The organism is Trebonia kvetii, from assembly GCF_007827045.1.
Taxonomy (GTDB): domain Bacteria; phylum Actinomycetota; class Actinomycetes; order Streptosporangiales; family Streptosporangiaceae; genus Trebonia; species Trebonia kvetii.
Map to the genome: position 1 here is coordinate 19835 of NZ_RPFW01000005.1, position 21516 is coordinate 41350.

24 protein-coding genes are annotated in these 21516 nt (G+C 69.0%); 11 read left to right on the forward strand and 13 right to left on the reverse strand.

All coding sequences use genetic code 11. The annotated features are described in order from the left end of the window. Positions 1 to 175: 175 nt before the first annotated feature. The 4 genes from EAS64_RS25065 to EAS64_RS25080 all read left to right on the forward strand — a co-directional run bounded on the left by EAS64_RS25065 (position 176) and on the right by EAS64_RS25080 (position 3215). Positions 176 to 775, forward strand: a complete 600-nt coding sequence (locus tag EAS64_RS25065) for a DUF6431 domain-containing protein (RefSeq protein WP_222849588.1) — start codon at positions 176 to 178, stop codon at positions 773 to 775. A gap of 93 nt (positions 776 to 868) precedes the next feature. Next, complete coding sequence (locus EAS64_RS25070) at positions 869 to 2230, forward strand: DDE-type integrase/transposase/recombinase (RefSeq protein WP_145856810.1); 1362 nt, start codon at positions 869 to 871, stop codon at positions 2228 to 2230. Beyond that, positions 2227 to 2409, forward strand: a complete 183-nt coding sequence (locus tag EAS64_RS25075) for a hypothetical protein (protein WP_145856812.1) — start codon at positions 2227 to 2229, stop codon at positions 2407 to 2409. Before EAS64_RS25070 ends, EAS64_RS25075 begins: the two co-directional genes overlap by 4 nt. Further along, entirely contained in the window at positions 2406 to 3215 is an 810-nt protein-coding gene (locus EAS64_RS25080; RefSeq protein ID WP_145856814.1) for an ExeA family protein, read from the forward strand. Before EAS64_RS25075 ends, EAS64_RS25080 begins: the two co-directional genes overlap by 4 nt. Before the next feature lie 1392 nt (positions 3216 to 4607). Here EAS64_RS25080 and EAS64_RS25085 read toward each other — a convergent pair. The 3 genes from EAS64_RS25085 to EAS64_RS25100 all read right to left on the reverse strand — a co-directional run bounded on the left by EAS64_RS25085 (position 4608) and on the right by EAS64_RS25100 (position 7092). Continuing rightward, the gene (locus tag EAS64_RS25085; RefSeq protein WP_145856816.1) at positions 4608 to 5372 is read right to left on the reverse strand and encodes a relaxase/mobilization nuclease domain-containing protein; all 765 of its coding nucleotides are present in this window, start codon (positions 5370 to 5372) and stop codon (positions 4608 to 4610) included. 204 nt (positions 5373 to 5576) lie between these two features. Further along, entirely contained in the window at positions 5577 to 6023 is a 447-nt protein-coding gene (locus EAS64_RS25090) for a plasmid mobilization protein (protein WP_145856818.1), read from the reverse strand. A gap of 784 nt (positions 6024 to 6807) precedes the next feature. Further along, the gene (locus tag EAS64_RS25100; protein ID WP_145856820.1) at positions 6808 to 7092 is read right to left on the reverse strand and encodes a GntR family transcriptional regulator; all 285 of its coding nucleotides are present in this window, start codon (positions 7090 to 7092) and stop codon (positions 6808 to 6810) included. A 60-nt stretch (positions 7093 to 7152) separates the two neighbouring features. Between EAS64_RS25100 and EAS64_RS25105 the strand changes: the two genes are divergently transcribed. Continuing rightward, on the forward strand, positions 7153 to 7356 hold the full coding sequence (locus tag EAS64_RS25105; RefSeq protein WP_145856823.1) for a hypothetical protein: 204 nt from the start codon (positions 7153 to 7155) through the stop codon (positions 7354 to 7356). 944 nt (positions 7357 to 8300) lie between these two features. Continuing rightward, complete coding sequence (locus tag EAS64_RS25110; protein WP_145856825.1) at positions 8301 to 9173, forward strand: TIGR03619 family F420-dependent LLM class oxidoreductase; 873 nt, start codon at positions 8301 to 8303, stop codon at positions 9171 to 9173. Here the strand turns inward: EAS64_RS25110 and EAS64_RS25115 are convergent. From EAS64_RS25115 to EAS64_RS25130, 4 genes are read right to left on the reverse strand one after another with little or no spacing between them, the layout of a single operon-like run. Then, positions 9167 to 9931: an SDR family NAD(P)-dependent oxidoreductase gene (locus tag EAS64_RS25115; RefSeq protein ID WP_281283318.1), complete on the reverse strand. Its 765-nt coding sequence runs from the start codon at positions 9929 to 9931 to the stop codon at positions 9167 to 9169. The genes EAS64_RS25110 and EAS64_RS25115 overlap by 7 nt on opposite strands. Beyond that, positions 9928 to 10425, reverse strand: coding sequence for a nuclear transport factor 2 family protein (locus tag EAS64_RS25120; protein ID WP_145856829.1), 498 nt, complete (start codon positions 10423 to 10425; stop codon positions 9928 to 9930). The genes EAS64_RS25115 and EAS64_RS25120 overlap by 4 nt, the downstream gene beginning before the upstream one ends. A 24-nt stretch (positions 10426 to 10449) precedes the next feature. After that, complete coding sequence (locus EAS64_RS25125) at positions 10450 to 10944, reverse strand: VOC family protein (protein ID WP_145856831.1); 495 nt, start codon at positions 10942 to 10944, stop codon at positions 10450 to 10452. An 8-nt stretch (positions 10945 to 10952) separates the two neighbouring features. Beyond that, complete coding sequence (locus EAS64_RS25130; protein ID WP_222849589.1) at positions 10953 to 11825, reverse strand: aldo/keto reductase; 873 nt, start codon at positions 11823 to 11825, stop codon at positions 10953 to 10955. A gap of 232 nt (positions 11826 to 12057) precedes the next feature. Between EAS64_RS25130 and EAS64_RS25135 the strand changes: the two genes are divergently transcribed. Both EAS64_RS25135 and EAS64_RS25140 read left to right on the forward strand, forming a co-directional pair. Further along, positions 12058 to 12966 (forward strand): LLM class F420-dependent oxidoreductase, encoded by a 909-nt coding sequence (locus EAS64_RS25135; RefSeq protein WP_145856832.1) that lies wholly within the window; start codon positions 12058 to 12060, stop codon positions 12964 to 12966. Beyond that, positions 12959 to 13789 carry an SDR family NAD(P)-dependent oxidoreductase gene (locus tag EAS64_RS25140; protein WP_145856833.1) on the forward strand — a complete coding sequence of 277 codons (831 nt, stop codon included), beginning with the start codon at positions 12959 to 12961 and terminating at the stop codon, positions 13787 to 13789. The genes EAS64_RS25135 and EAS64_RS25140 overlap by 8 nt, the downstream gene beginning before the upstream one ends. 1 nt (position 13790) lies before the next feature. On the opposite strand, the gene EAS64_RS25145 is transcribed toward EAS64_RS25140, so the two are convergent. The 6 genes from EAS64_RS25145 to EAS64_RS25165 all read right to left on the reverse strand — a co-directional run bounded on the left by EAS64_RS25145 (position 13791) and on the right by EAS64_RS25165 (position 17574). Then, entirely contained in the window at positions 13791 to 14342 is a 552-nt protein-coding gene (locus EAS64_RS25145; protein WP_145856837.1) for a nuclear transport factor 2 family protein, read from the reverse strand. Further along, on the reverse strand, positions 14339 to 14683 hold the full coding sequence (locus tag EAS64_RS25150; protein ID WP_222849590.1) for an SDR family oxidoreductase: 345 nt from the start codon (positions 14681 to 14683) through the stop codon (positions 14339 to 14341). The genes EAS64_RS25145 and EAS64_RS25150 overlap by 4 nt, the downstream gene beginning before the upstream one ends. Next, positions 14646 to 14813 (reverse strand): SDR family NAD(P)-dependent oxidoreductase, encoded by a 168-nt coding sequence (locus EAS64_RS45005; RefSeq protein ID WP_222849689.1) that lies wholly within the window; start codon positions 14811 to 14813, stop codon positions 14646 to 14648. The genes EAS64_RS25150 and EAS64_RS45005 overlap by 38 nt, the downstream gene beginning before the upstream one ends. An 8-nt stretch (positions 14814 to 14821) precedes the next feature. Further along, the gene (locus EAS64_RS25155) at positions 14822 to 15604 is read right to left on the reverse strand and encodes an SDR family oxidoreductase (protein ID WP_145856841.1); all 783 of its coding nucleotides are present in this window, start codon (positions 15602 to 15604) and stop codon (positions 14822 to 14824) included. Next, a complete protein-coding gene (locus EAS64_RS25160; protein WP_145856842.1) occupies positions 15604 to 16764 on the reverse strand; it encodes an acetyl-CoA C-acetyltransferase in 1161 nt (386 codons plus the stop codon). Before EAS64_RS25160 ends, EAS64_RS25155 begins: the two co-directional genes overlap by 1 nt. Before the next feature lie 120 nt (positions 16765 to 16884). Next, positions 16885 to 17574, reverse strand: coding sequence for a TetR/AcrR family transcriptional regulator (locus tag EAS64_RS25165; RefSeq protein WP_145856843.1), 690 nt, complete (start codon positions 17572 to 17574; stop codon positions 16885 to 16887). 313 nt (positions 17575 to 17887) lie between these two features. On the opposite strand from EAS64_RS25165, the gene EAS64_RS25170 reads away from it, so the two are divergent. Genes EAS64_RS25170 through EAS64_RS25180 form a run of 3 tightly spaced genes read left to right on the forward strand, consistent with a single transcriptional unit; the run spans position 17888 to position 21465 of the window. Continuing rightward, on the forward strand, positions 17888 to 19609 hold the full coding sequence (locus EAS64_RS25170; RefSeq protein WP_145856845.1) for an AMP-binding protein: 1722 nt from the start codon (positions 17888 to 17890) through the stop codon (positions 19607 to 19609). After that, the gene (locus EAS64_RS25175) at positions 19602 to 20822 is read left to right on the forward strand and encodes an acetyl-CoA C-acetyltransferase (protein WP_145856847.1); all 1221 of its coding nucleotides are present in this window, start codon (positions 19602 to 19604) and stop codon (positions 20820 to 20822) included. Before EAS64_RS25170 ends, EAS64_RS25175 begins: the two co-directional genes overlap by 8 nt. A gap of 1 nt (position 20823) precedes the next feature. Next, entirely contained in the window at positions 20824 to 21465 is a 642-nt protein-coding gene (locus tag EAS64_RS25180) for a gamma carbonic anhydrase family protein (protein ID WP_145856849.1), read from the forward strand. Positions 21466 to 21516 lie beyond the last annotated feature (51 nt).

Below are 21516 nucleotides of genomic sequence, written 5' to 3' on the forward strand. Positions count from 1 at the left end.
CTGTTGAGCGGCACCCTGGGTGCTCACGTAGTTCCGGGTTTCCGGCATTGTGTTTCCCGATGATGTTGGGCTGCGTGTTTCCCTGGCCTGGGTGTTCGTCGGCGGCGGCACCTTGCCGATGGGGGCATGAGTAGGCCCTCCCGGTGTCTCTTGGCCGAGTGCGCCCGGGAGGGCCGTGAAGCGCTCGGAGGCGCTTGTGGTCACGGTAGGGGCAAATCCGGCTGAGGTCGAACGGTCGCTGGCGGGCGGGGAGCTTGAGTGCCCGCTGTGCGGCGGGGTGCTCGCGCGGTGGGGGCACGCGCGGCCGCGGGTGCTGAGGGGCGGGCAGGGGCCGGTTCGGCTGCGGCCGCGGCGGGCCCGCTGCTCGGGGTGCGGGTCTACTCACGTGCTGCTGCCGGCTTTCGCCCTGCTGAGGCGGGCTGACCTGGCCGAGGTGATCGGGGCGGCGCTGGCGGCGAGGGCCCTGGGGAAGGGGGCGCGGCCGATCGCGACGGCGTCCGGGCGGGCGCTGGCCACGGTCCGGGGCTGGCTGCGGCGGTTCGGGGCGCGGGCGGAGGCGGTGCGGGTGTTCTTCACCGGGCTGCTGGTGGAGACCGGGGTCGATCCGGTCCCGCCGGCGCAGGGGCCGTCGCCGTTCGCCGACGCGGTCGCGGCGGTTGCCGGGGCCGCGTCGGCGGTTTCCTCGCGCTGGCCGGGCATCGGCAGGGTGTCGCCGTGGCGGGCGGCGAGCGCGGCCAGCGGCGGCCGGCTGCTGTCGCCGGGCTGGCCCCGGTAGCTGTCCAACACGAGTTCCCCCTGATGCGGGGTGCCGCTGGCCTGGGAATCTTCGCGGGTTGTCCGTTTTGGCATCTCGTGAAAGAGGTTTTCCTTGACAAGGAGAGACGACGACCAGGCGGTGCGGCTGGAGCGCGCCCGCGCGATCGGGCTGTTCCGCTACATGCTGATCCGGGAGGCCGCCGACCCCACTTTGACGGGGCGGCAGCGGGGGGCGATGGTGCGGGCGATCGCGGCGGTCCCGCATACCGACCCGGAGGGGCGGACGGTCCGGATAACCCGGTGGACTCTGGACCGGTGGATCCAGGACTGGCGCAAGGGCGGGTTCGACGCGCTCGTGCCGTCGCCGCGGCAGTCCCAGCCGCGGACCCCGCCGGAGGTTTTCGAGCTGGCGACCGCACTGAAGAAGGAGAACCCGGACCGGAGCGCAGCGCAGGTCAAGCGGATCCTGGAGGCCCAGCACGGGTGGGCGCCGGACGAGCGGACCCTGCAGCGGATGTTCGTCCGCACCGGGCTGACCGCGCTGCGGGCCCCGGCGGAGCCGGCGGTCTTCGGCCGGTTCGAGGCGGACCGCCCGAACGAGCTCTGGACCGGAGATGCCCTCCACGGGCCGAGGATCGGAGGGCGCAAAACATACCTTTTCGCCTTCGTCGACGACCACTCCCGGGCGGTCACGGGACACCGGTGGGGGTTCGCCGAGGACACCGTCCGGCTGGCCGCCGCGCTGCGCCCGGCGCTGGCCGCCCGCGGCGTCCCCTCCTACGTCTACGTCGATAACGGCAGTGCGTTCGTCGACTCGTGGCTGATGCGGGCCTGCGCACGGCTCGGCATCAAGCTGGTCCACTCCGCCCCGGGCCGCCCGCAGGGCAGGGGCAAGATCGAGCGGTTCTTCCGCACCGTCAACGGCGAGTTCACCGTCGAGATCGCCGCCGGCGACGGCCAGCCGGGACGCAAGGTGGACAGCCTGGCCGAGATGAACAGGCTGTTCACCGCCTGGGTGGAGAACGTCTACCACCGCCGCGTCCACAGCGAGACCGGCATGGCTCCTCTCGCCCGCTGGATGGCCGGCGCCCCGTTCCCCGTCCCGTCGCCCGGCGACCTGGCCGACGCGTTCCGCTGGGGCGAGTACCGGACCGTCGCCAAGACCGGCCTGGTGTCCCTGCACGGCAACCGCTACCAGGTCGACCCGTCACTGGCGGGCCGCAAGGTCGAGCTGGTCTTCGACCCCTTCGACCTGTCCTTCCTGCGGGTCCGCAGCGAGGGGAAGGACGCCGGGACCGCCCAGCCGTTCCAGGTCAGCCGCCACTCCCACCCCAAGGCCAGGCCCGAGGTCCCGGCCGAGCCGCCCGTCCCCACGACGGGCATCGACTCCCTCGCGCTGGTCGACGCCCGCCACACCGCCGAGCTGGCCGGCAAGGTCAACTACTCCGCCCTCGCCGGGCCGGAGGAGCCGTGACCCGGCCCGCCGCCCCGTCCCCCGGCGAGGTTTCCGCCCTCATCGCCTGGATGAGGCGCCTGTCCGACGCCGGCATCCGCAACGCCAGCCCCGCCGAGCTCGCAGCCTTCCAGAACGCCAAGAAGAACCTCATCGCCCGCATCGAGCGCCGCGACGAACAGCCAGGAGACACCGGATGATCGAGAAGCTGCAGGCCCACTACGGGTTCAGCCGCATGCCCTTCGGCCGCAACCTCGCCCCCGGGATGCTGCACCGCCACGCCGCCCACAACGAGGCCGTCGCCCGCATCGCCTGGTGCATCAGCGAGCGCTCCATCGGCGTCATCACCGGCGAGGTCGGCGCGGGCAAAACCGTCTCGGTCCGCACCGTCCTGGCCGGCCTGGACCCCTCCAGGCACACGATCATCTACCTGCCCAACCCGATGATCGGCGTCCGCGGCATGCACGAGGAGATCCTCAACGTCTTCGGCCAGTCCCCGTCCCACCTCGGCTCCCGGCTGTTCACCCAGGTCAGCAAGGCCCTCATCGCCGAGCGCGAGGAACGCGGCCGCACCCCGGTCCTGGTCCTGGACGAAGGCCACCTCCTGTCCTACGAGCAGCTGGAGACGATCCGCATGCTCACGAACACCTCGATGGACCAGGACTCGCCGCTCGCCTGCCTGCTCGTCGGCCAGCCGACCCTGCGGCGCACCATGAAGCTCGCCGTCCTGGCAGCCCTGGAGCAGCGCACCGCCCTGCGCTACACGATGCCCGGCATGACCCAGGCCGAGACCGCCAGCTACATCGCCCACCACGTGAACCTCGCCGGCCGGGCCGACCAGCTCTTCACCGAGGACGCCATGAACCTGATCCACTCCACCGGCCGCGGCTACCCCCGCGCCGTCAACAACCTCGCCCTGCAATCCCTCGTCGCAGCCTTCGCCGCCGGCAAGAACCTCGTCGACGAGACCGCCGCCCGCTCCGCCGTCAGCGAGGTCATCGACTGACACCGGCACCTCGCCGACAGCCGGCGACACCTCGCCAACCAGATCGCCCCGCCGGCCAAGCCCGGCGGGGCGATCTCGTCTCCAGCCATCGGCATCCTCAACGCCCGGGTCATCGGCATCCTGAACGCCGGGCAACACGCAGGTTCCCCTGGCCGGGCCTTGGGCGCGCGCCCGAACAGCGCCACGACATCCCGCATCGCCTCGAACGGCCCCGCCCCCTCAGCGCGTAGCCGGTCGTACCGGGCCATGGCATACGGGTGCAGGTCACGCATCCGGGATTCGCACGCGCCCATCGCGGCCGCGGCATCCGGCTCAGCATCCGCCCACGCCGCCGCGGCGCTCCACGCGCGCCCTGCATCGAGCAGGTCGGCCCTGCCCAGCCACTGCCGGTCTCGTGTCGGCGCCCACCCGGCGCGTGCCAGCCGCCGAGCCGCTATCTCCTGGTCGCGGAGCTCACGGAACTGCTGTTCGTCACGTGCTGCCTCCGCGGCTGCGCGCCGCTCAGCACGACGGGCTTGCACTGTCGCCCAGGAGACGAGCAGCGACCCCAACTGCGCCAGCTGCTGCGCCGAATGGCTGAGCGCTTCCCCCATCAGGTCTGGATGTACTTCCGACGGATCCATGGACTCTTCCTTCTTTCCGTAGTTCCAGGTGTCTAGGTTTGCTAGCGGCGTGGCCGCGGAGGCCGTCGAGGCGGTGCTGAGGCGGCTCTCGGTGGTCGGGGAGCCGGAGACGGCCTGGGAACAACGCCCGGCATAGTTGGAAACCCGGTGCTTGCCAGGCCTGCCGTCGTGTCAGCAGAAGCCGCGACTGCAGATGCTTGGACCGGTTGCCCCTCCGCCATGGCGTCGTGCATCCGCTGTGCGGCATCCAGTGCGCTGGCCGCCTGAGCTGCCCGCTCCTGGGACTGGCGCATCCGGCCAACCGCCTCGGCGAGCACAGCAAGCCGCGCGACGAGCAGGACCGGCCGCAGCGACGGATCGCCGCTGACGAAGGCAAGGACAGACAGCAGCCGGGCAGCGGCCCGCAAACTGTTCCCCGTCTGGGTGGGAGCTGGAATGCGGACGTAGGGCGCCCGGGCCGCCCGGTCATAGGCATTGGCGGCCTCCCGGAGAACCCGGCTTCCTAGGAAAGCAGCCGCAGCGTGCATCGTTCCGGATGCGGCCCACGCCGCATCGGATGCCGCGTCCGGGTCGCCCGAAGCCATCTGACGTATATGTGCGGTAGCGATATCGACAGCACGAAGGACCTGACCCCAGGCTGCGACCCGCTCCGCGGGCGAAAACAAACCACTCAGAGGCGCCGATCCCGGCCACCGCTGCCGGAGCTTAGGCAAGGTCAGATCCGGCGCGAGCTTCCCCCCGCCGAACCAGACAGGCTGCCCCGACCGTCCTAACCACCGTCCAGGGCAACCGCGTAGCCCGTGACCTCACCTGGGTTCCGCGCACTATCCCGGGTGCGGACCAGCACGCCGGATGACCGGAGCAAGTCGAAGAACTCGCGCTCGCTCCCGGCAGCGGCCGCAGCGCGGTTCACTGCTCGCCGCAGTGTCACCCGCGGTGGTTCACCCCGGCCGTTCCGCGCCGCCTTCTCCGATTCCGCGCGTGACGGAGGCGGTGCCGCCGTCCGGTCCCCGGCCGCTGTCCGGCGCAGCCCGTACCGCTCCTCGGCCGCAAGGCACGCTTCCCGGACGCGGTGCCGGTCGTTCGACAGTCGCGGTCGTTGCCGGTCTTGCCGGGCCAGCATCGCCACGATGTGGATGTGATCATCCCGGTGCCGGATGGCGATCCAGCGGACCGCATCGTCTTCCTGGCCCAGGGGAGAAAGGCCGGTGCGGTGCATCACGTCGCAGGCGATCTGAGCCCACTCGTCATCCGACAGCATCCTGTCCTCCGGCGCCGCGCGCACCGCGCAGTGCCAGACCGGGCGCTCCAGCGCCCGGGTGCCCATCGCCGCATGCGGCTGCCGCAGCAGCCCGAGCAGCCGCCGGAAGTCACGCTTGCCGTCGGCATGCAGCGGCGGTTCCAGCTCCGCCGGATGCCACCAGCCCGCCACGATGTGCGGGTCGGTATGTTCCTCCCGGCGCCCCGGACCGTACAGGTAGTAGATCAGCGGCTCGACACGCTCACCTCGCGGCGCGCTGATCTTCCCGATCATCCGTCTACCTGTCCGCTCGCCCGGAACGCATTCCGCTGCCCGCCCGCCCAAGGAATGAGCCGTTGAACGACTGCGGAATATTATCCGTCCCGCAGGAGCAAGATTCCGTCGTCATTCGCCGCATGCTTTTCTGTGCCGCGTTAGGGCAGGAATGCATTCCGAACGGATTGACGCTCCGCCAGCAGGAAACGGGAATCCGGAATATCACCGGAGCGCCTTCCGGACATCTTCCGCTGCCCTGGTAAGCATTTCCGCCCTGCGCAGGCTTTCCCTGGCATAGGGGAGAAGATCGCCAGATCTCTGGCCGGTCGCATTGAGCCGCGCAACCGCCTGATTCAAGTTCACGCCGATCCTGCGCACAAGCCCCGTCGCGCGGACAAGCTCGCTGAGCGCATCTGCCAGATCCGTGTCCCTTGCCTGCGCTTTCGGGATGCCGCGGGCAGCGGCCAGAGCAGCCTCCGCCGCATACGCGCCACGGGCAAGACCCGCCCGCCTGGCCGCATCCTCGATCAACGCGAACTCCTCGGCGGTAAGGCGCATCTCGACCTTGTGCGGCCGCCCCGTCCCCAGGCGCGCCCTGCGCCCGCCTTGTGAATCGCCATTTCCGGGTAGGTCCCCGACGTCGCCCATCCCGTTTTCTCGCACAGCCATCGAACGCCTCCGTCATCCTCGGCGCGACTTGTCTCTTGCGAATTTTCGCGGCAGCGACGCGGAAATCAGTGTATCTATAATCCGCGCCCGGACTATAGATAAGTCGGGCTTATGCATATCTTGCTTTCTGTGCTGGGAATTGCATCTGATGAAACTCTGGGAGCATGCCCCGCCCGCGTTCGCGGCGACGGGTTCCCGCTGCCGGCAGGCGCGGCTCTCGCGACGGTCTGGGCACCGAGGAGGCCACGGCGCGGTCGGTGGCCGCTGACCTGGCCTGATTGCGATGTACTTACATTGGATGGAACTGGACCGTCGGGCACCGGGCGCTGCGCCGCTGCATCTGGTGCCCGGGGTGTCGCTGCTACGGGCTGATGAGTAGGTGTTCACGGCGATGCTGGACGGGTGGGCCGATCAGCAGCTCGCCCGGAACCTTGCCGCAGAGACGTGCGAAGCGGGTGGCAGCGGTGCGGGCGGTCGCGTTCACAGGTCCTTACCCGGTAGACGTACTAGGGCGGGAGTGGCTTCCGGAGACCGTGCGTTCTCAATCCCGAGTACGAGACCGCCATCGCGAACGGCGCGACGAAGGACGAGCGCCTGACCTTCGACGACGAGGACGCGTGCCCCACGCCGTGAGGTCTAGGACGCCCCTCCGCGTCCTGGGCGTCGCGGAACCCGAGGACAAGCACGACAATTGATAGACCAAAGGATTCATGGCACTACTTAGGGTGCCCGGTAACTGTGCATCCCGTAGATCCCGTTCTCCCGTGGCGAGGTTCTACGGGAGCTACGGCTCTCCGGGCACGGTGACGTAGCTCCCTCTGCCGACATGGGATTCGACAAGGCCACGCTCAACGAGCAGGCGACGGGCCTTGGCTACGGTCTCGGGCGAGTGGCCTATGAGGTCCGCTAGGTCACGTTCGGCGGGGAGCTTGCTGCCCGCTCCTAGGTCACCGCGTTCGATGGCAGCGGCTATGAAGTCGGCAAGCTGGACATAGACGGGCGTAGCGCCCGGTCGCTCTTGGAAGTCTTCCCACCTCACTGCCATGCAGGAAACCGTCTCACCTGCCATGACCAGCTATTACCCTGCTAGACCTTGCAATGCACTGCATTGCCATGCGTTGCTTTGTCCATGGGACCCGAGAACCACGTGCCCGTCCACCCCGAGGAATCCGCACTCGCCACGCTCCGCTACTACCAGGCTGAGCACGGGCTGGAGATCGCCGTCTGCCGCGAGGGCTGGAAGGTCGCAGACCCCGAGAGGGAGCTCGTGACCGTGGCGACGTATACGGATCTCGTCGGGCACCTGGCGAGGGTCTACGGGTGGCAGCGGTGACGCCCGAAGACGCCGAGGCCCTGAGGGCGGTCTTGGACGGTCAGATGCCAGCCGGCAGCTCCGTTGCGGTGACCCCGATGCCGGGCGGGGCGAACGTCTTCATCGAGTACCCCGATGGGTACGTCCAGGTGGTGACCGGCGACGAGCCAGGCCCGGTCCTGGGGGTGATGCTGTCAGGAATCTCCTGGCCGATGACCCGGAAGACGAATGATACGACGAAAACCGCTCCGGGCCTGCCTCGGACGCGAACAAGAGGTCGCCCGCCTGGTCGCGTCGGGCATGACCAACAGGCAGGCAGCTCAGGCGGGGCTTGATGAACCGGCCGGTAAACACGGTCCCGCTGTCAGTGAGCACCTCCTCAGGCAACCCGTAGACGCCCATCGCGTCCACACGAATGCCTGGCAGACCGGCCGGGCAGTGGCTCGTACCTCATGCTGCAGCCGCGGCGGTATCAGGGTGATGTCGATCATGTGTGTCGCGTCTGGTGATGGTGCCGCCCACGTCGAGTCTCAGGCCCACAAAGGGGACACGGAAGTCCAATCCGCCTCCAGTGACGATCGCCACGGTGTTAAGTATCAGCTGGCTGGAGGCGACTCGCAGGTCCTTGCCCGTCTCGGTTGCCTAGATGCCGGCGAGCTTGATCACGTTCTTGGCGGCATCGACGACTTCGTCGACGGCTACGCCTGTATCACTCACTTCCATGGCTTGGCCCCGTCATTCCTGGCGGGCCGCAATTGCTTTGGCTGCTGGGTCGCCGTACACGCTGTAGGCCAGCCAGGTGGGGTCGTCATGGTTGCGACTTGTCTCCAGACGCGCCTGGCGGCATGCCTCGCCCAGTGGGCTGCCGGCGGTGAGCGCTGCACTGCCGGATATGGCCGTTTTACCAAGCGCTTGCTCGATAGACTAGTCGCGAAAGTGCTGCCGAGCCCGTGCAGGAGGCACTAATGAGATTCGGCCTTACCACCCCCGTGGTTTGCCAGCCGCCCGGGCAGGCGAACGCCTGGGAAGCGCAAGCGGACGTTCAGGACATCGTGACAGTCGCACGGGCGGCGGATGAGATCGGCTATCACCACCTGACGTGCAGTGAGCACGTGGGCATCCCGGCTGTAGCGGCCGGGCGGCGCGGTGCGGCGTACTGGGACCCGCTGGCGACCCTGGGGTTCCTCGCCGCTGCGACAACCACAATCCGGCTCGCCACGCACGTGCTCGTGCTCGGCTACCATCACCCACTGGAACTAGTCAAACGCTACGGAACCCTGGACAGGCTCAGTGGCGGCAGGCTGATCCTCGGGCTTGGCGTGGGGACACTCCGCGAGGAGTTCGACCTTCTCGGCGCGCCGTTCGGTGACAGGGGGGCGCGCGCTGACGACGCGCTCGCTGCCCTGCGCACCAATTGGGGTGAGCGCGTGGCTGAGTACCACGGGACCTATTACGATTACCCGGCCTTCGTCATCGAGCCGCACAGCAACAGGCGGCACGTGCCGATCTGGATCGGCGGCTCGACCTCGCGCTCGCTGCGCAGAGCGACGGAGTTCGGTGACGGCTGGGTCCCGTTCGGTCTCACCACGGAAGACCTGCGCCGCCTGATCGACGGCACGACGCTGCCCGAGGGATTCGACGTCATCCTCGAGTGCCCGGGCCTCGACCCGCTGCGCAGGCCCGAGGAGACGGCGAGGAAGGTTGGTGCCAGGGTCGATGCCGGGGCCACGATCGTCAACGTGGCGTTCCTGCACGACAGCCCTGATGAGTGCGTCGAGCAAATGCGGGCACTTACCGCGCTGTTCCCCGAGGCGTCATGGGGCTCCGATGCTCACTGAGCTCCGAACCCGCCGTCCACGGGATACATCGCGCCGGTCACGAAGCCGGCCTCAGGGGAGATGAGGAACGCGACAAGCGCCGCCACCTCGTGGGTGGTCCCGAAGCGGCCCGCCGGGTGCTTGGCGAGCTGCGAGGCGCGCTTGTCCGCCTCCCACCAGTCCGTCATCGGGGTCTGGATGATCCCGGGGGCCACCGCGTTCACCCGCAGGCCATCCTGTGCGTACTCCAGGGCGGCCGCTCTGGTCAGCCCGAGCACCGCGTGCTTGGAGGCGACATAGGCGCAGTTTCCTGACGCGCTGCCCGCGACGCTCATGGTTGAACCAAAGTTCACGATGGCACCACCGCCGCTCGCGAGGATGGCAGGGATCTCGGCGCGCATGCTGAAGAAAATCCCGCTGGCGTTCACCGACATGACCCGGTGCCACTCATCGTCGCCGAGGTCAGCCGTGCGGAGGAAGACGCTTTGGCTGACGCCCGCCGCGTTCACGGCGGCATCCAGGCGGCCGAACCTGTCGGTCGCAGACTTGACCATCTGGGCTGCCTGCCGCGGATCGCTCACGTCCGCGGCGACTACCAGGGCGTCGGCGGATCGCGCGAGATTGCCAAGCGCGGTGGCGTCGGGGTTCAAGTCCGCGGCGACGACCCTGTAACCGCGGTCCGCCAGTGTGCGGGCGCACGCGGCCCCCATGCCTGAAGCCGCCCCCGTGATCAGGGCGACTGGGCGCCCTGCGGCCGGGACCGTCTCGCCGGAGCTCACGCGGGCCGGCCCGTCCGCAGCAGGTTGCGGGCCGATGGGTTACCGTCGAGCAGCGCGTTGCGCCGCGACACCACCTTCCAGCCCTCATCGGCCCGCGCCAGTTCCCAGCGGTTTGCCGAGCAGCGGAACACGGAGAAGGCGCCATCCTCCGCGGAGTACCGAACCAGCAGCGAGTACCCGACCGCGACGGCCGTGTCTCCGCTGACCGTGACGGCCACCGGTCCCAGGATGTGACCGGCCCCGCCGCCGATGATGGCCTGGTGTAGCGGGCCATCGACCATGTCCGCGATCGCGCGCGCGCCGATGAGCGGCGAGGGATCCGTCTCGTAGCAGCCGTCGTCGGTCCAGAGCGCCGCCGCCGCGGCGGCATCTCCGGAATCCACGGCCGGCCCGTACTCGGCGACAAGCTGTGTGATGGCGGCCCTGTCCTCAAGCTCTCGCAGCCGTGCCCGCAGTTGCGCCAGCTCGTCGTGCTCCGATGACTGGAATGACATCGCTACCGACCTCCTGTGCCTCGGTTACTGTGGTCCTCGCCGTGGCGGGTCCGCTACCAGCTCGATCTGCAGGCCCCACTTGGTGCGGAAGTAGATCCAGCGGCCTCCTGCGCGAGGGCCCACGGTCTGCTTGCCCCCGTTCCCGTACACCCGTACGTCCGGATGGCCGCGCAGTTCGTCGGCCGCGGCGTCCAGGTCGTCCACGACCAGGCAGAGGTGATGGCCGCCGATATCGGATGGCTGGGGCATCGCCGGGTTCTGGTCGGGGGCACGCCACTGAAACAGTTCGACGCGGATCTCGTCCGTTAGCCGCAGCATGGCCGCGCTGAGCGCCGCCTGCGGGTGCACCCCGATGTCTTCCACCATGAGCCGCGGATCGTCCGCCCGGGCGAACCGGTACAGCTCGGTAGCCCCGAGGACGTCGGTGAAGAACGCGACCGCTTCCTCCAGGTCCGGCACGGTGAAGGCGACATGGTCGGTGAGGCGGATGCGTGATTTCAACGTTGGCGTCAGTGTCATGGCACACCCTAAGGCAGTCGCTGCAGGTATTCGGCGGGCAGTTCGAGTTCGGCCGCCAGCGCGGAGTCGGCGATTGACTCCGGCCTGCTGGCGCCAGGGATCGGGATCAATTCGGTGGAACGGGTGCGCAGCCAGGCGAGGCAAACCTGCTGCGGACTCACGCCGAGGTCGGCCGCCACCGCGCCGAAGCTTTCGTGCGCTTGCCCGAGACGCCTGGCCGCGCCCATGCCACCCAGCGGGCTGAAAGCCAGGAAGCTGAGCCCTAGCCTCTCGCAAAGGGCTAGTTCCGGCTCACTGGTGCGGAACGCGGGCGAGTACTCGTTCTGCACCGCCACGAGGGCATCCCCGAGGACCTCGCGGGCCAGGAGTATCTGCGCCGGGTTCGCGTTGGAGATCCCGATCATCCGCGCCTTGCCCGCCTCGAACACCTCGCGCAGCGCGCCCATGCTCTCCGCGTAGTCCACCTTGGGATCGGGCCGGTGGTGCTGGTAGAGGTCGATCTGCTCCACGCCGAGCCGGCGCAGGCTGCCGTCGACCGACTTGCGGATGTACCCGGCCGAGCCGTCGAGGTCCCAGCCGCCCTCGGGGGTGCGGATGTGGCCGGTCTTGGTGGCCACGAATACCTTGGCCGCAACCCCCAGCCGGCCGAGCAGTTCGCCGACGAGCGCCTCGTTCACCCCGAATGCCGCGCTGCCGTGCACGGCGTTGCCGTAGCTGTTGCCCGTGTCGAACAGCGTGATGCCCGCCGCAAGCGCGGCGCGCACCGTCGGCTCGGCGCGCTCAAGGTGGCCGGGCCGGTTCTCGAGGGCGAGGCAGCCCATGCCGATGACGCTGACCTCGGCCCGCCCGGTGGCGTCATTGCCGATTGTCCGATAACGCACCCACACTCCTCAAACAAGCGCTTGCTCGAAATTAACCGTACGGGCCCGGGACAAGAGGGTCAAGCGTGGGTGGGCCTTGTGGGGCTCCTGGTTCCCGTGTGCGCCAGCTGAGTCACGGATTGAGCGGCCCTGCGCTGGATCTATCAAGCGCTTGATCAATTGACGGTGCCGGGCCATGATGGTCAGGTCAGGTCGCCCGCTCAGCGGCCTCCCAGGGAACGCCGGAGGTGGAGTGAAGTACGCGGTACTGGCACCGGTCGGGGCGAACGTTACCGCCGACCCGCAGTGGATAACCGAGTTCGCCCGCCACGTCGAGGCCTGCGGTTTCGAGTCCATCGTCGCGGTCGATCATCCGGTCGTCATCGCCGACTACAAGAGCAGGTACCCGTACGATCCGTCCGGGAGGTTCGAGCTCGCGGAGGATTGCGATATTCCGGATCCGATCGATCTGCTCGCGTTCATCGCCGCCCGCACAAACGTTCTCGGCCTGGCCACCGGCGTCCTCATCCTGCCGCACCACCATCCCGTCATCCTGGCCAAGCGGGTAGCGACCCTGGACCGGCTGTCCGGTGGCCGTGTCCGGCTGTGCGTTGGCGTCGGCTGGATGAGCGAGGAAACGGAAGCATGCGGCATCGACTTCGCCTCCCGCGGCCGCAGGGCTGACGAATCGATCGACGCCATGCGAGCGCTGTGGGCGGGGTCCGCGCCGGGTGGCGGTACCCATAAGGGCGAGTTCTTCGCCTTTGCCGGCGCGCTGTCGTTTCCCAAGCCAGCGCGGGCCTCGGGCGTGCCCGTGCACATCGGCGGCCACTCGCCCGCGGCAGCGCGCCGGGCCGGGCTGCGCGGCGACGGCTTCCAGCCGCTCGGCCTGCCCAAGGCCGACCTGATGAACCGCATCGCGCTGATGCGCTCCACCGCCGAGCGCGCCGGGCGGGATCCCGGCCTCCTGGAAATCACCCTCGGTCATCACGTCGGGCGTATCACCGGCAGCCGCGCGGCGGATCTCGCCGAGCTCGGGGCGCACCGGATTCTCTTGTCACCGACGCCGACGGCAGATCTCGAGCGGGTCAAGGACGAGATGTCCGCGTGCGCCGAGCGTCTCGGCATCGCGCCGCTCACCCGGATGGCGAACCGTGCCTGAAAGCGGGAGCGCGCCTGTCCAGACAGGCGTGGTCACCGGGGGCGGTGCCGGAATCGGCGCCGCGATATGCCGCCGCCTCGCCCGTGACGGCTGGTACATCATCGTCAACGACATCGAGGGACCCGCCGGTGCGCGGACGGCCGCCCGGATCAGGCAGGAGGGCGGCCAGTGCGCGCTCGTGGTCGGCGCCGCGCACGAACGGCGGGTCGGCGAAGAGATCCGCGGGCTGATCACGGATGCCCGCGGCGGGCGGATCGACCTGCTTGTCAACAACGTCGGCGACTTCAGGCCGGCGACCCGCACCTTCACCGCCAGTTCGCCCGCCAACTGGCAGCAGATGTACGAGCTCAACCTGCTCCATGTCTTCCGGCTGACGCACGCGCTGCTCCCGCTGATGATCGCCCGCCAGGCGGGCTCAATCGTGAACGTGTCCACGGTGGAAGCGTTCCGCGGCATCCCCGGCCATGCCGTGTACTCGGCGTTCAAGGCCGGGGTCGTGGCGTTCACCCGCTCGCTCGCAGTCGAGGTGGGGCAGCACGGCGTCCGCGTCAACGCCATTGGCCCCGACCTGATCAACACCGAGCAGACGCCGCGGGCGGCGATGCTGCGGGGCCGGCCGGAGGAGTCAGTGCGGAGCTGGGTACCGCTGGGCCGGTTCGGTGACCCCGACGACTGCGCGGCCGTGGTCGAGTTCCTCGCCTCACCCGCCGCCGGATTCGTCACCGGCCACACGATCACCGTCGACGGGGGGACGCTCGCGGCCAGCGGCTGGTACGGCCGGGCGGACGGCAAGGGCTTCACGAACCTGCCGAACGAGGCCTGACTTACGTCGCGCTCGTTCCGGAAGAAGATTCCGGTGATCCCGAACGGATGCGGGCAAGCTGCTTGAAGACAACGTCGTCTGGAGTGCGGGCACCACGTGGCCCGCGGTCTTCCGGAGACATCAGCAGTTGCACGTCGGAGTGCGTCCATTCCCGCACGGCGTGCCGCTCGATGATGCCCCACCGGCCGTCCCGGCAGTCCAGCAGGTCGACGTAGCGGAACCCGCTCGTGAAGTTGACCCGCGGATCGTCGGGGGGACTGCCCCAGTGCACCGCGAACCCGTATGTCTCCGAGACCGCGCGCGGGCCAGCGAATTCGACGAAGTGGTTCGCCACGACGTGCATCGTCCCGTCGTACTTCTCAAGCATGGGCCGCAGCCAGGGCAGGTACTCCTCAACGGGCCCGTCAAAGCCGGTGTGGTGATCGACCGCGCCGGGGTGATAGACGCCGCGGACCAGATCAAGCTGCAGCCGGTCGATTCCCCGGCAGTAGGTCACGATCAGGTCGTGAATCTGCTGGCGGTCCGCAAGCCTCGCCCCGTCGTCGGCGATCACGCCGCGTACCCGCCGTCCACGTCGAGCTTCTGTCCCGTGATGAAGCGTGCTCGGTTGGAAGCCAGAAAGCAGACGGCCTCCGCGATGTCCGTTGAGTCGCCGAACATCCGCAGCGGGATGTTGCGCAGGGTGACCTCAAAGGCGCGCTGGTCGAGCTGGCCGCTGCTCATGAGCTCGGCTGACATGCCGTCGGTGAGCATGCCGGGGCCCACGCAGTTGACCCGGACGCCGTAGCGTCCCTCCTCAACGGCGAACGCGCGCGCGAGGGCTTCCACCGCTCCCTTCGCGCCGGTGGACAAGCCGTCACGAGCAGGGTGGCGCCGCGTCGCCGCGGTGGTCACGGCAACGACAGAAGGTGAACGCCACCGCTGAGCCGGCCGCCGCGAGCCGTCGGCAGATGGCCGCGCCGATGCCGCCTGAGCCGCCGGTGACAATGGCCGTGCCTTTGTGGCCGGTAAAGTCCTCAACCAAGAGAGCTCCTATTCTGGCTGCCCGGCGGCCCAGGGGTGGGCGACCGCGAAGCGGCCGGGCACCTCGCCGCCGCCGTCGACCCTAAGCTCAGCTCCGCTGATATAGCCGGCCAGGGGGGAGGTGAGCAGCAGGCACGCGTCCGCGATATCGGCAGGAGCGGCCATCCGTCCGGCTGGGATGAGCCCGGCGACGGCGCGCTGGCCCTCGTCGTCCCCGTAGTAGTCGTCGGACATCTCGGTCTGCACCAGCCCAACCGTGACCTGGTTGACCCGCACCCTGGGGCCGAACTCGAGAGCCAGGGCGCGGGTCAGCACAGTCAGGCCGCCCTTGGCCGCCGCGTACGCGGCGACGCCTGGCGCGGGGCTGGCAGCGACCACCGAGCCGATGTTGATGATGACGCCGCCCCCGGACTGGCGCTGCATCACCGTGTTGGCGGCCTGTGCCACGTAGAAAGGAGCGAGCAGGTTCAGCGCGATGATCTTGGCGGCGAAACGGGGTGACATGGTCGCGGCGTCCGCATTGGGCGACCCGCCGGCGTTGTTGACGGCGATGTCGAGCCGGCCGAACCGCTCGGCCGCGTAGTTGACGAGCGCGGCCGCCTGGTCCGGTTCTCGGACGTCCGCCTTGATGAACTCCGCCGTGGCCGTTCCGGCCGACGGGAGTCTTTCCGGCTCGCTGCGGCCGCAGACGACGACCGATGCGCCGGCGCCGAGCAGTCGCGCGGCGATGACGGCACCGATTCCTTTGGTACCGCCGGTGACGATGGCGGCCTTTCCGTCGAGTGGGCTCATTACAGGCGCTCGATGATGGTGACGTTGGCCTGGCCGCCGCCCTCGCACATCACCTGCAGCCCGTACCTGCCGCCGGTCCGCTCCAGGTTGTGCAGCAGCGTGGTCATCAGCCGGGCACCGGTCGCACCGATCGGGTGCCCGAGGGCGATGGCGCCGCCGCTGACATTGACCCGCGCCGTGTCCGCGCCGGTCTCCGCCAGCCAGGCGAGCACGACCGAGGCGAACGCTTCATTGATCTCGACTAGGTCGATGTCATCGATCGTCAGCCCGGTCTTCGCCAGCGCGTGCGCGGTGGCGGGAATCGGCGCGGTAAGCATCCACACCGGGTCGGCGCCGCGCACCGAGATGTGGTGAATGCGCGCCCTCGGCGTGACGCCGTGATCGCGGACGCCGCGCTCGGACATCACCAGCAGGGCAGCCGAGGCGTCGCAGATCTGGCTGGAGACGGCCGCGGTGATCAGGCCGTCCGGTTCAAGCGCGGGAAGGACGGGCAGCGCGGCCATCTTTTCCAGGGACGTGTCACGCCGCGGGCACGTGTCGTCGGTGGCGTCCCCGAGCGGGGCGATCTCCCGGTCGAAGTACCCCGCGTCGATCGCGGCGACGGCCCGCTGATGACTGCGCAGCGCGAACTCCTCCATGTCCAGCCGGGTGGCATCCCACTTGCGGGCGATCATCTCGGCCGAGCGGAACTGCGTCACTGGCACGTCGCCGTACCGGTTGCGCCAGCCGACCGACCCGGAGAACGGGTCGGGGAAGCCGAACTGCTCGCCCAGCGTCATCGCGGCGGAGATGGGGATGGAACTCATGTTCTGCACGCCGCCGGCCACGATGACGTCGGCGGTCCCTGACATCACCGCCTGTGCCGCGAAGTGCACCGCCTGCTGAGAGGAACCGCACTGGCGGTCAACGGTAACCCCGGGGACATGGTCTGGCAGGCCGGCCGCCAGCCAGCAGGTGCGCGCGATGTCGCCGGCCTGCGAGCCGATCGTCTCGGTGCAGCCCAAGATCACGTCCTCGACGGCGGCGGGGTCGACGCCCGAGCGCTGCACCAGAGCGCTGATCGCGTGCGCGCCAAGATCAGCACTGTGCACCCCGGCCAGTGCGCCTCCCCTGCGCGTTACCGGTGTTCGCACGGCTTCCACCAGATATGCCTCTGCCATGCCCATGTCCTCACTGTCCATTCGTCACCTAAGCGCTTGCAACTCTATCAAGCGCTTGGTTGGCAGGCTAGGGCAAGCGTGACAGCGACACGGAGGTTACATGCCCGGACGGGTACCCGGTCAGCCGTCAGCCACCCGGGAGGTCAGGCGCCGCGGGTCCCTGGCGGAGCAGCCCTCAAGGAAGACCCTGAGCAAGTCGTCCGCGAGCATGGCAGGCGGGCAGGCCGGCGACGGCCGGTACCAGCGAGGCGATACCCATACCGCATCTCGCAGCAGGCGGCGGAGCAGTCTCGGGCCCACGTCGGAGCGGATGTGCCCTGAATCCACGCCTGCCGTAATCACGCTGGTCCAGAACTGGTCGATTTCAGCGGCCACCGCCGTGATGTGCGCCCGGCGGGGAATGGAGCGAAGGACTGCCGCCTCGTTCTGGTAGATCGCGACCGCGTAGGGGTATTCGGCCACGGCCTCGAGTGATACCAGGACGAGCGATCGCAGTCGCCCAAGCGGGTCGAGGTCGCGCTGGCCGAGAGCGCGATAGCGGCCACGCAAGTCATCCAGGTAAGTGATCACGACCTCTTGGGCTATCTCTTCCTTTGACTGGAAGTGATGGTAGAGACTGCCAGAAAGAACGCCGGCCGCTTCGGCTATCTGCCGCACAGTGGTGGCCGTCACGCCCTGGTCGGCAAAGAGGGCCGCCGCCTGCGTGAGGATAACGTCCCGTCGGCTGATGCCCTGCTGCGCCGGCTCGCGGATAATGCCCGGCTGGCCCCGCTGACCCGACCGTTTAATACCGCCGCTACCTCGCGTCATGATGACCGTTCCCCGTTCCTAGCTCGTCGCGACGCTGCGTTTGTGGCGATCTTTATCCAAGCGCTTGCTAGTTTACCAGACAGATATCTGCCCGCCGCGGGCGGAGAGATAAATGCGGGTAAATCCCTGATTGCCTCTCGGTGCCGCGGGCAAGACGGCGGCCGCGAGCCCGGGCGGCGCCTAGCGGCGCGCGGCGGTCGGGCGGAACCGCCGAAGTGTTGTATTCACCGGCGTCACAGCTGCGCTATCAAGCGCTTGGTTGGTAGGTTATGCTGAGGACGACCGCAGTTCCAGGCGCGAGGAGGCTCAGGACATGGATGCGTCGCCGGTCCCGCTTGTGGTGCCGCTGTGTGTGCGGGCGGCAGCTGCCGATAGCCCCGGCGTGGAGGCAGTGGTGGACGGCGGCGTCCGGCTGACGTACGCGGACCTGGGCTCCCGGTCGGAGGAATTTGCCCGCGCCCTGATCGCGGCAGGGGTGAAACAGGGAGAGGCGGTCGCGCTTTGGGCGCCGAATTCCGCGACCTGGATCATTGACGCCCTCGGCGTGCTGGCGGCGGGGGCAGTGCTGGTGCCCGTCAACACCCGTTACAAGGGCGCCGAGGCACGCTATCTGCTCGCCAAGGCGCGGGCCGTACTGCTTGTCGTGGACAACGGGTTCCTCGGCAACGACTACCTTGGCATGCTGCGCGAAGCCGGCCAGGAAGCGGGCCCTGCGGACAGCGGCCAATCAGGTACGGGGGCCGGAGCGGTTCCGTTGCCTGGTCTCCCTTTCCTGCGTTCGGTTGTCACGCTGCGCCCCGACGACGACCCGGTGGCTCTGCCCTACGAGAAGTTCCTTGAGGGCGCCGCCCTGGCCGGGCCGCAGGAAGTAGACAAGCGCATTGACGCCCTGGCCCCGGGAACGCTGTGCGACCTCGTCTTCACCTCAGGAACGAGCGGCGTCCCCAAGGGGGTCATGACCAGCCACGAGGCGTCCGTCCGCACATCGCTTGCGTGGGCGGACGGCGTTGGGCTGCGGGCGGGAGACCGGTACCTGATCATCAACCCGTTCTTCCACAGCTTTGGCTACCGGGCGGGCATGCTCGCCTGCGTGCTGAAACGAGCGACTATGTTCCCTCTCGCGGTGTTCGATGTCGAGGCAACCCTTCAGGTCGCGCAGGCCGAGCGCATTACCGTGCTGCCCGGCCCGCCCACCCTCTACCACTCGATACTGGACGACCCTCGCTTTCCCGACTTCGACCTCAGTGCGCTGCGCATCGTGATCGCCGGCGCCGCCACCGTGCCCGAGGCCTTGTTCTACCGGGTCCGGGCGGAACTGCCGAACGTGGAGACCGTCCAGAGTCCCTATGGCCTCACCGAGGTTGCGGGAACCGCCACCACGTGCCCCCCGGACTCCAGCATCGAGAAGATGTCGACCACCGTGGGGAAGGCGATCCCCGGGACTGAGTTGGCCATCGTCGACAAGCAGGGCCGGCCGCTTCCAGCGGGCGAGGACGGGGAGATCGTGATCCGCGGGTACAACGTCATGCTCGGGTACTTCGAGGATCCGGCAGCGACGGCGGAGGCGATCGACGCTGCCGGCTGGCTGCACACCGGCGACGTGGGCCATTTGGATGAGGACGGATACCTCACTCTCACCGGCAGAATCAAGGAAGTGTTCCAGACCGGTGGCTTCAACGTTTACCCGGTCGAGGTTGAGCAACTTCTCGCCACCCATCCGATGATCGCCGAGGCGGTCGTGATCGGTGTGCCAGACACAAGGCTCGGCGAGGTAGGGCACGCGTTCGTGGTGCCCCGGCCGGGCTGCTCGCCAGAGCCGGACGAGGTGATCTCGTTCGCCCGCGCCAGGATCGCCAACTTCAAGGTGCCCCGCGGGGTCACGGTCGTCCACGCCTTGCCGCGCACCGCGCTCGGCAAGGTGCAGAAGTTCCGGCTCATGGTCCCCGCCGCCGACATGGCGCCGGCCGGCGAGCCGGGCCAAGGCGGTACGCTGCCCCGCCCCTCACAGGCAGCCGCGAGGAGGACCGATGGCTGAGGCCGTCATAGTAGCCACCGCCCGTTCGCCGATCGGACGGGCAGTAAAAGGGTCGCTGCGCGGGATGCGCGCCGACGACATGGCGGCGGCGATGATCCGCGCGGCCTTGGCCAAAGTGCCTGCGCTTGACCCGCACACGATCGACGACATCATGCTCGGCTGTGCGCAGCCGGCCGGCGAGGCGGGGTACGGCATGGCCCGCGTCGTGGCGGTGATGCTTGGCCTGGACGACGTACCGGGCACCGTGAGCCAGCGTTACTGCGCCTCAAGCGTGCAGACCAGCCGGATGGCCATGCACGCGATCAGGGCCGGCGAGGCGCACGTGCTGATCTCGGCGGGCGCCGAGTCCGTGTCCCGCTTCGAGCACGGCAAGTCCGACGGGATGCCGGAGACGAAGAACCCCATTTTCACGCCGGCCATGCGGGTCACCGAGGCGCGCGCAGTCCGCCATGAAACGGAGTGGGCCGATCCCAGGGACGCCGGCCGGCTGCCCGATGTCTACATCGCCATGGGTCAGACGGCAGAGAACGTCGCCGCCCTCAAGAATGTCAGTCGCGCCCGCCAGGACGAGTTCGCTGCTCGCAGCCAGCAAAATGTACAGCAGGCGATCGCCTGCGGGTTCTTCGCCCTCGACGTCACCCCCCTCGAACTGCCCGATGGCACCGTGGTCAGCACCGACGACGGACCGCGGCCCAACGTGACGGCCCAGTCCCTCGCGGGACTCAAGCCGGTGTTCCGGCCGAACGGGACAGTCACCGCGGGCAACTGCTGCCCGCTCAACGACGGAGCGGCGGCACTCGTCATCATGTCCGACACCCGCGCCGCCGAACTGGGCGTCACGCCACTGGCCCGGATCGTCGCCACCGGAGTGTCCGCCATATCGCCCGAGATCATGGGCATGGGCCCGGTCGAGGCATCGCGCCGGGCCCTCGCCAACGCGGGAATGTCCGCGGCGGATATCGACCTGTGGGAAATCAACGAGGCCTTCGCGGCGCAGGTCCTGCCGAGCATTGACGAGCTGAAGATTGACCCGGCGAGGGTAAACGTGCACGGAGGGGCCATCGCCCTCGGGCACCCCTTCGGGCAAACCGGCGCACGGATGACCACAACCCTGATCAACGGCCTGAAGTTCAGGGACGCGCAGGTCGGCGTCGTGACTATGTGCGCCGCAGGCGGCCAGGGGATGGCCATGGTCGTCGAGCGGCTCAGCTGACGTGCCCGCCTATGCCATCGACGGCGTCATCCCTGTCGTCGACCCGACGGCGTTCGTTCACCCCACGGCAGTCCTGATCGGCGACGTCGTGATCGGGGCAGGGTGCTACATCGGGCCGGGCGCCTCGCTGCGCGGCGACATGGGCCGCATTACGGTCGCCGCCGGCGCCAACGTGCAGGACGGCTGCGTGCTGCACTGCTTTCCCGGCCGGGAGACCAGCGTCGGCCCAAGCGGCCACATTGGGCACCGGGCAACGCTGCACGGCTGCCAGATCGGCCATGGCGCCCTGATCGGGATCGGAGCGACGGTCATGGACGGCGCGCGCATCGGGGCACATGCGCTCGTGGGCGCGCACAGCTTCGTGCCGGCCGACACGACGGTCAGGGACGGCTACCTGGCGCTCGGCTCGCCAGCCAAAGAAGTCCGCGCCCTGAGGGACGCCGAGATCGCCTGGCAGTCGAACGGTCCCATGGTCTACCAGGAGCTCGCCGCCCGGAGCCTGGCCTCGCTGAAGGAGACGGACCCGCTGTACGCACTGCCCCCGGGCCCGAGGCAGCTGGGCGTCCGCCGGGAGCGAGCCGTGCCGCTGCGCGAGTACCGCGACCTGGCCGGTCATGAGGGATCCCGGTCGTGGCCGCGGTGAGGTGGCGCGGCCACGACCGGGTGACGGCTTGGCGGAAACGTGTTACGCTCC

Excerpts from the sequence above, each read along its gene's own strand:
- EAS64_RS25165 (WP_145856843.1), bottom strand. The coding sequence starts at position 17,574 with ATGACGCGAGGTAGCGGCGGTATTAAACGGTCGGGTCAGCGGGGCCAG.
- EAS64_RS25085 (WP_145856816.1), bottom strand. The coding sequence starts at position 5,372 with ATGATCGGGAAGATCAGCGCGCCGCGAGGTGAGCGTGTCGAGCCGCTG.
- EAS64_RS25120 (WP_145856829.1), bottom strand. The coding sequence starts at position 10,425 with ATGTCATTCCAGTCATCGGAGCACGACGAGCTGGCGCAACTGCGGGCA.
- EAS64_RS25170 (WP_145856845.1), top strand. The coding sequence starts at position 17,888 with ATGGATGCGTCGCCGGTCCCGCTTGTGGTGCCGCTGTGTGTGCGGGCG.
- EAS64_RS25110 (WP_145856825.1), top strand. The coding sequence starts at position 8,301 with ATGAGATTCGGCCTTACCACCCCCGTGGTTTGCCAGCCGCCCGGGCAG.
- EAS64_RS25155 (WP_145856841.1), bottom strand. The coding sequence starts at position 15,604 with ATGAGCCCACTCGACGGAAAGGCCGCCATCGTCACCGGCGGTACCAAA.
- EAS64_RS25125 (WP_145856831.1), bottom strand. The coding sequence starts at position 10,944 with ATGACACTGACGCCAACGTTGAAATCACGCATCCGCCTCACCGACCAT.
- EAS64_RS25105 (WP_145856823.1), top strand. The coding sequence starts at position 7,153 with ATGGGACCCGAGAACCACGTGCCCGTCCACCCCGAGGAATCCGCACTC.
- EAS64_RS25090 (WP_145856818.1), bottom strand. The coding sequence starts at position 6,023 with ATGGCTGTGCGAGAAAACGGGATGGGCGACGTCGGGGACCTACCCGGA.
- EAS64_RS25080 (WP_145856814.1), top strand. The coding sequence starts at position 2,406 with ATGATCGAGAAGCTGCAGGCCCACTACGGGTTCAGCCGCATGCCCTTC.
- EAS64_RS25175 (WP_145856847.1), top strand. The coding sequence starts at position 19,602 with ATGGCTGAGGCCGTCATAGTAGCCACCGCCCGTTCGCCGATCGGACGG.
- EAS64_RS25160 (WP_145856842.1), bottom strand. The coding sequence starts at position 16,764 with ATGGCAGAGGCATATCTGGTGGAAGCCGTGCGAACACCGGTAACGCGC.
- EAS64_RS25100 (WP_145856820.1), bottom strand. The coding sequence starts at position 7,092 with ATGGCAGGTGAGACGGTTTCCTGCATGGCAGTGAGGTGGGAAGACTTC.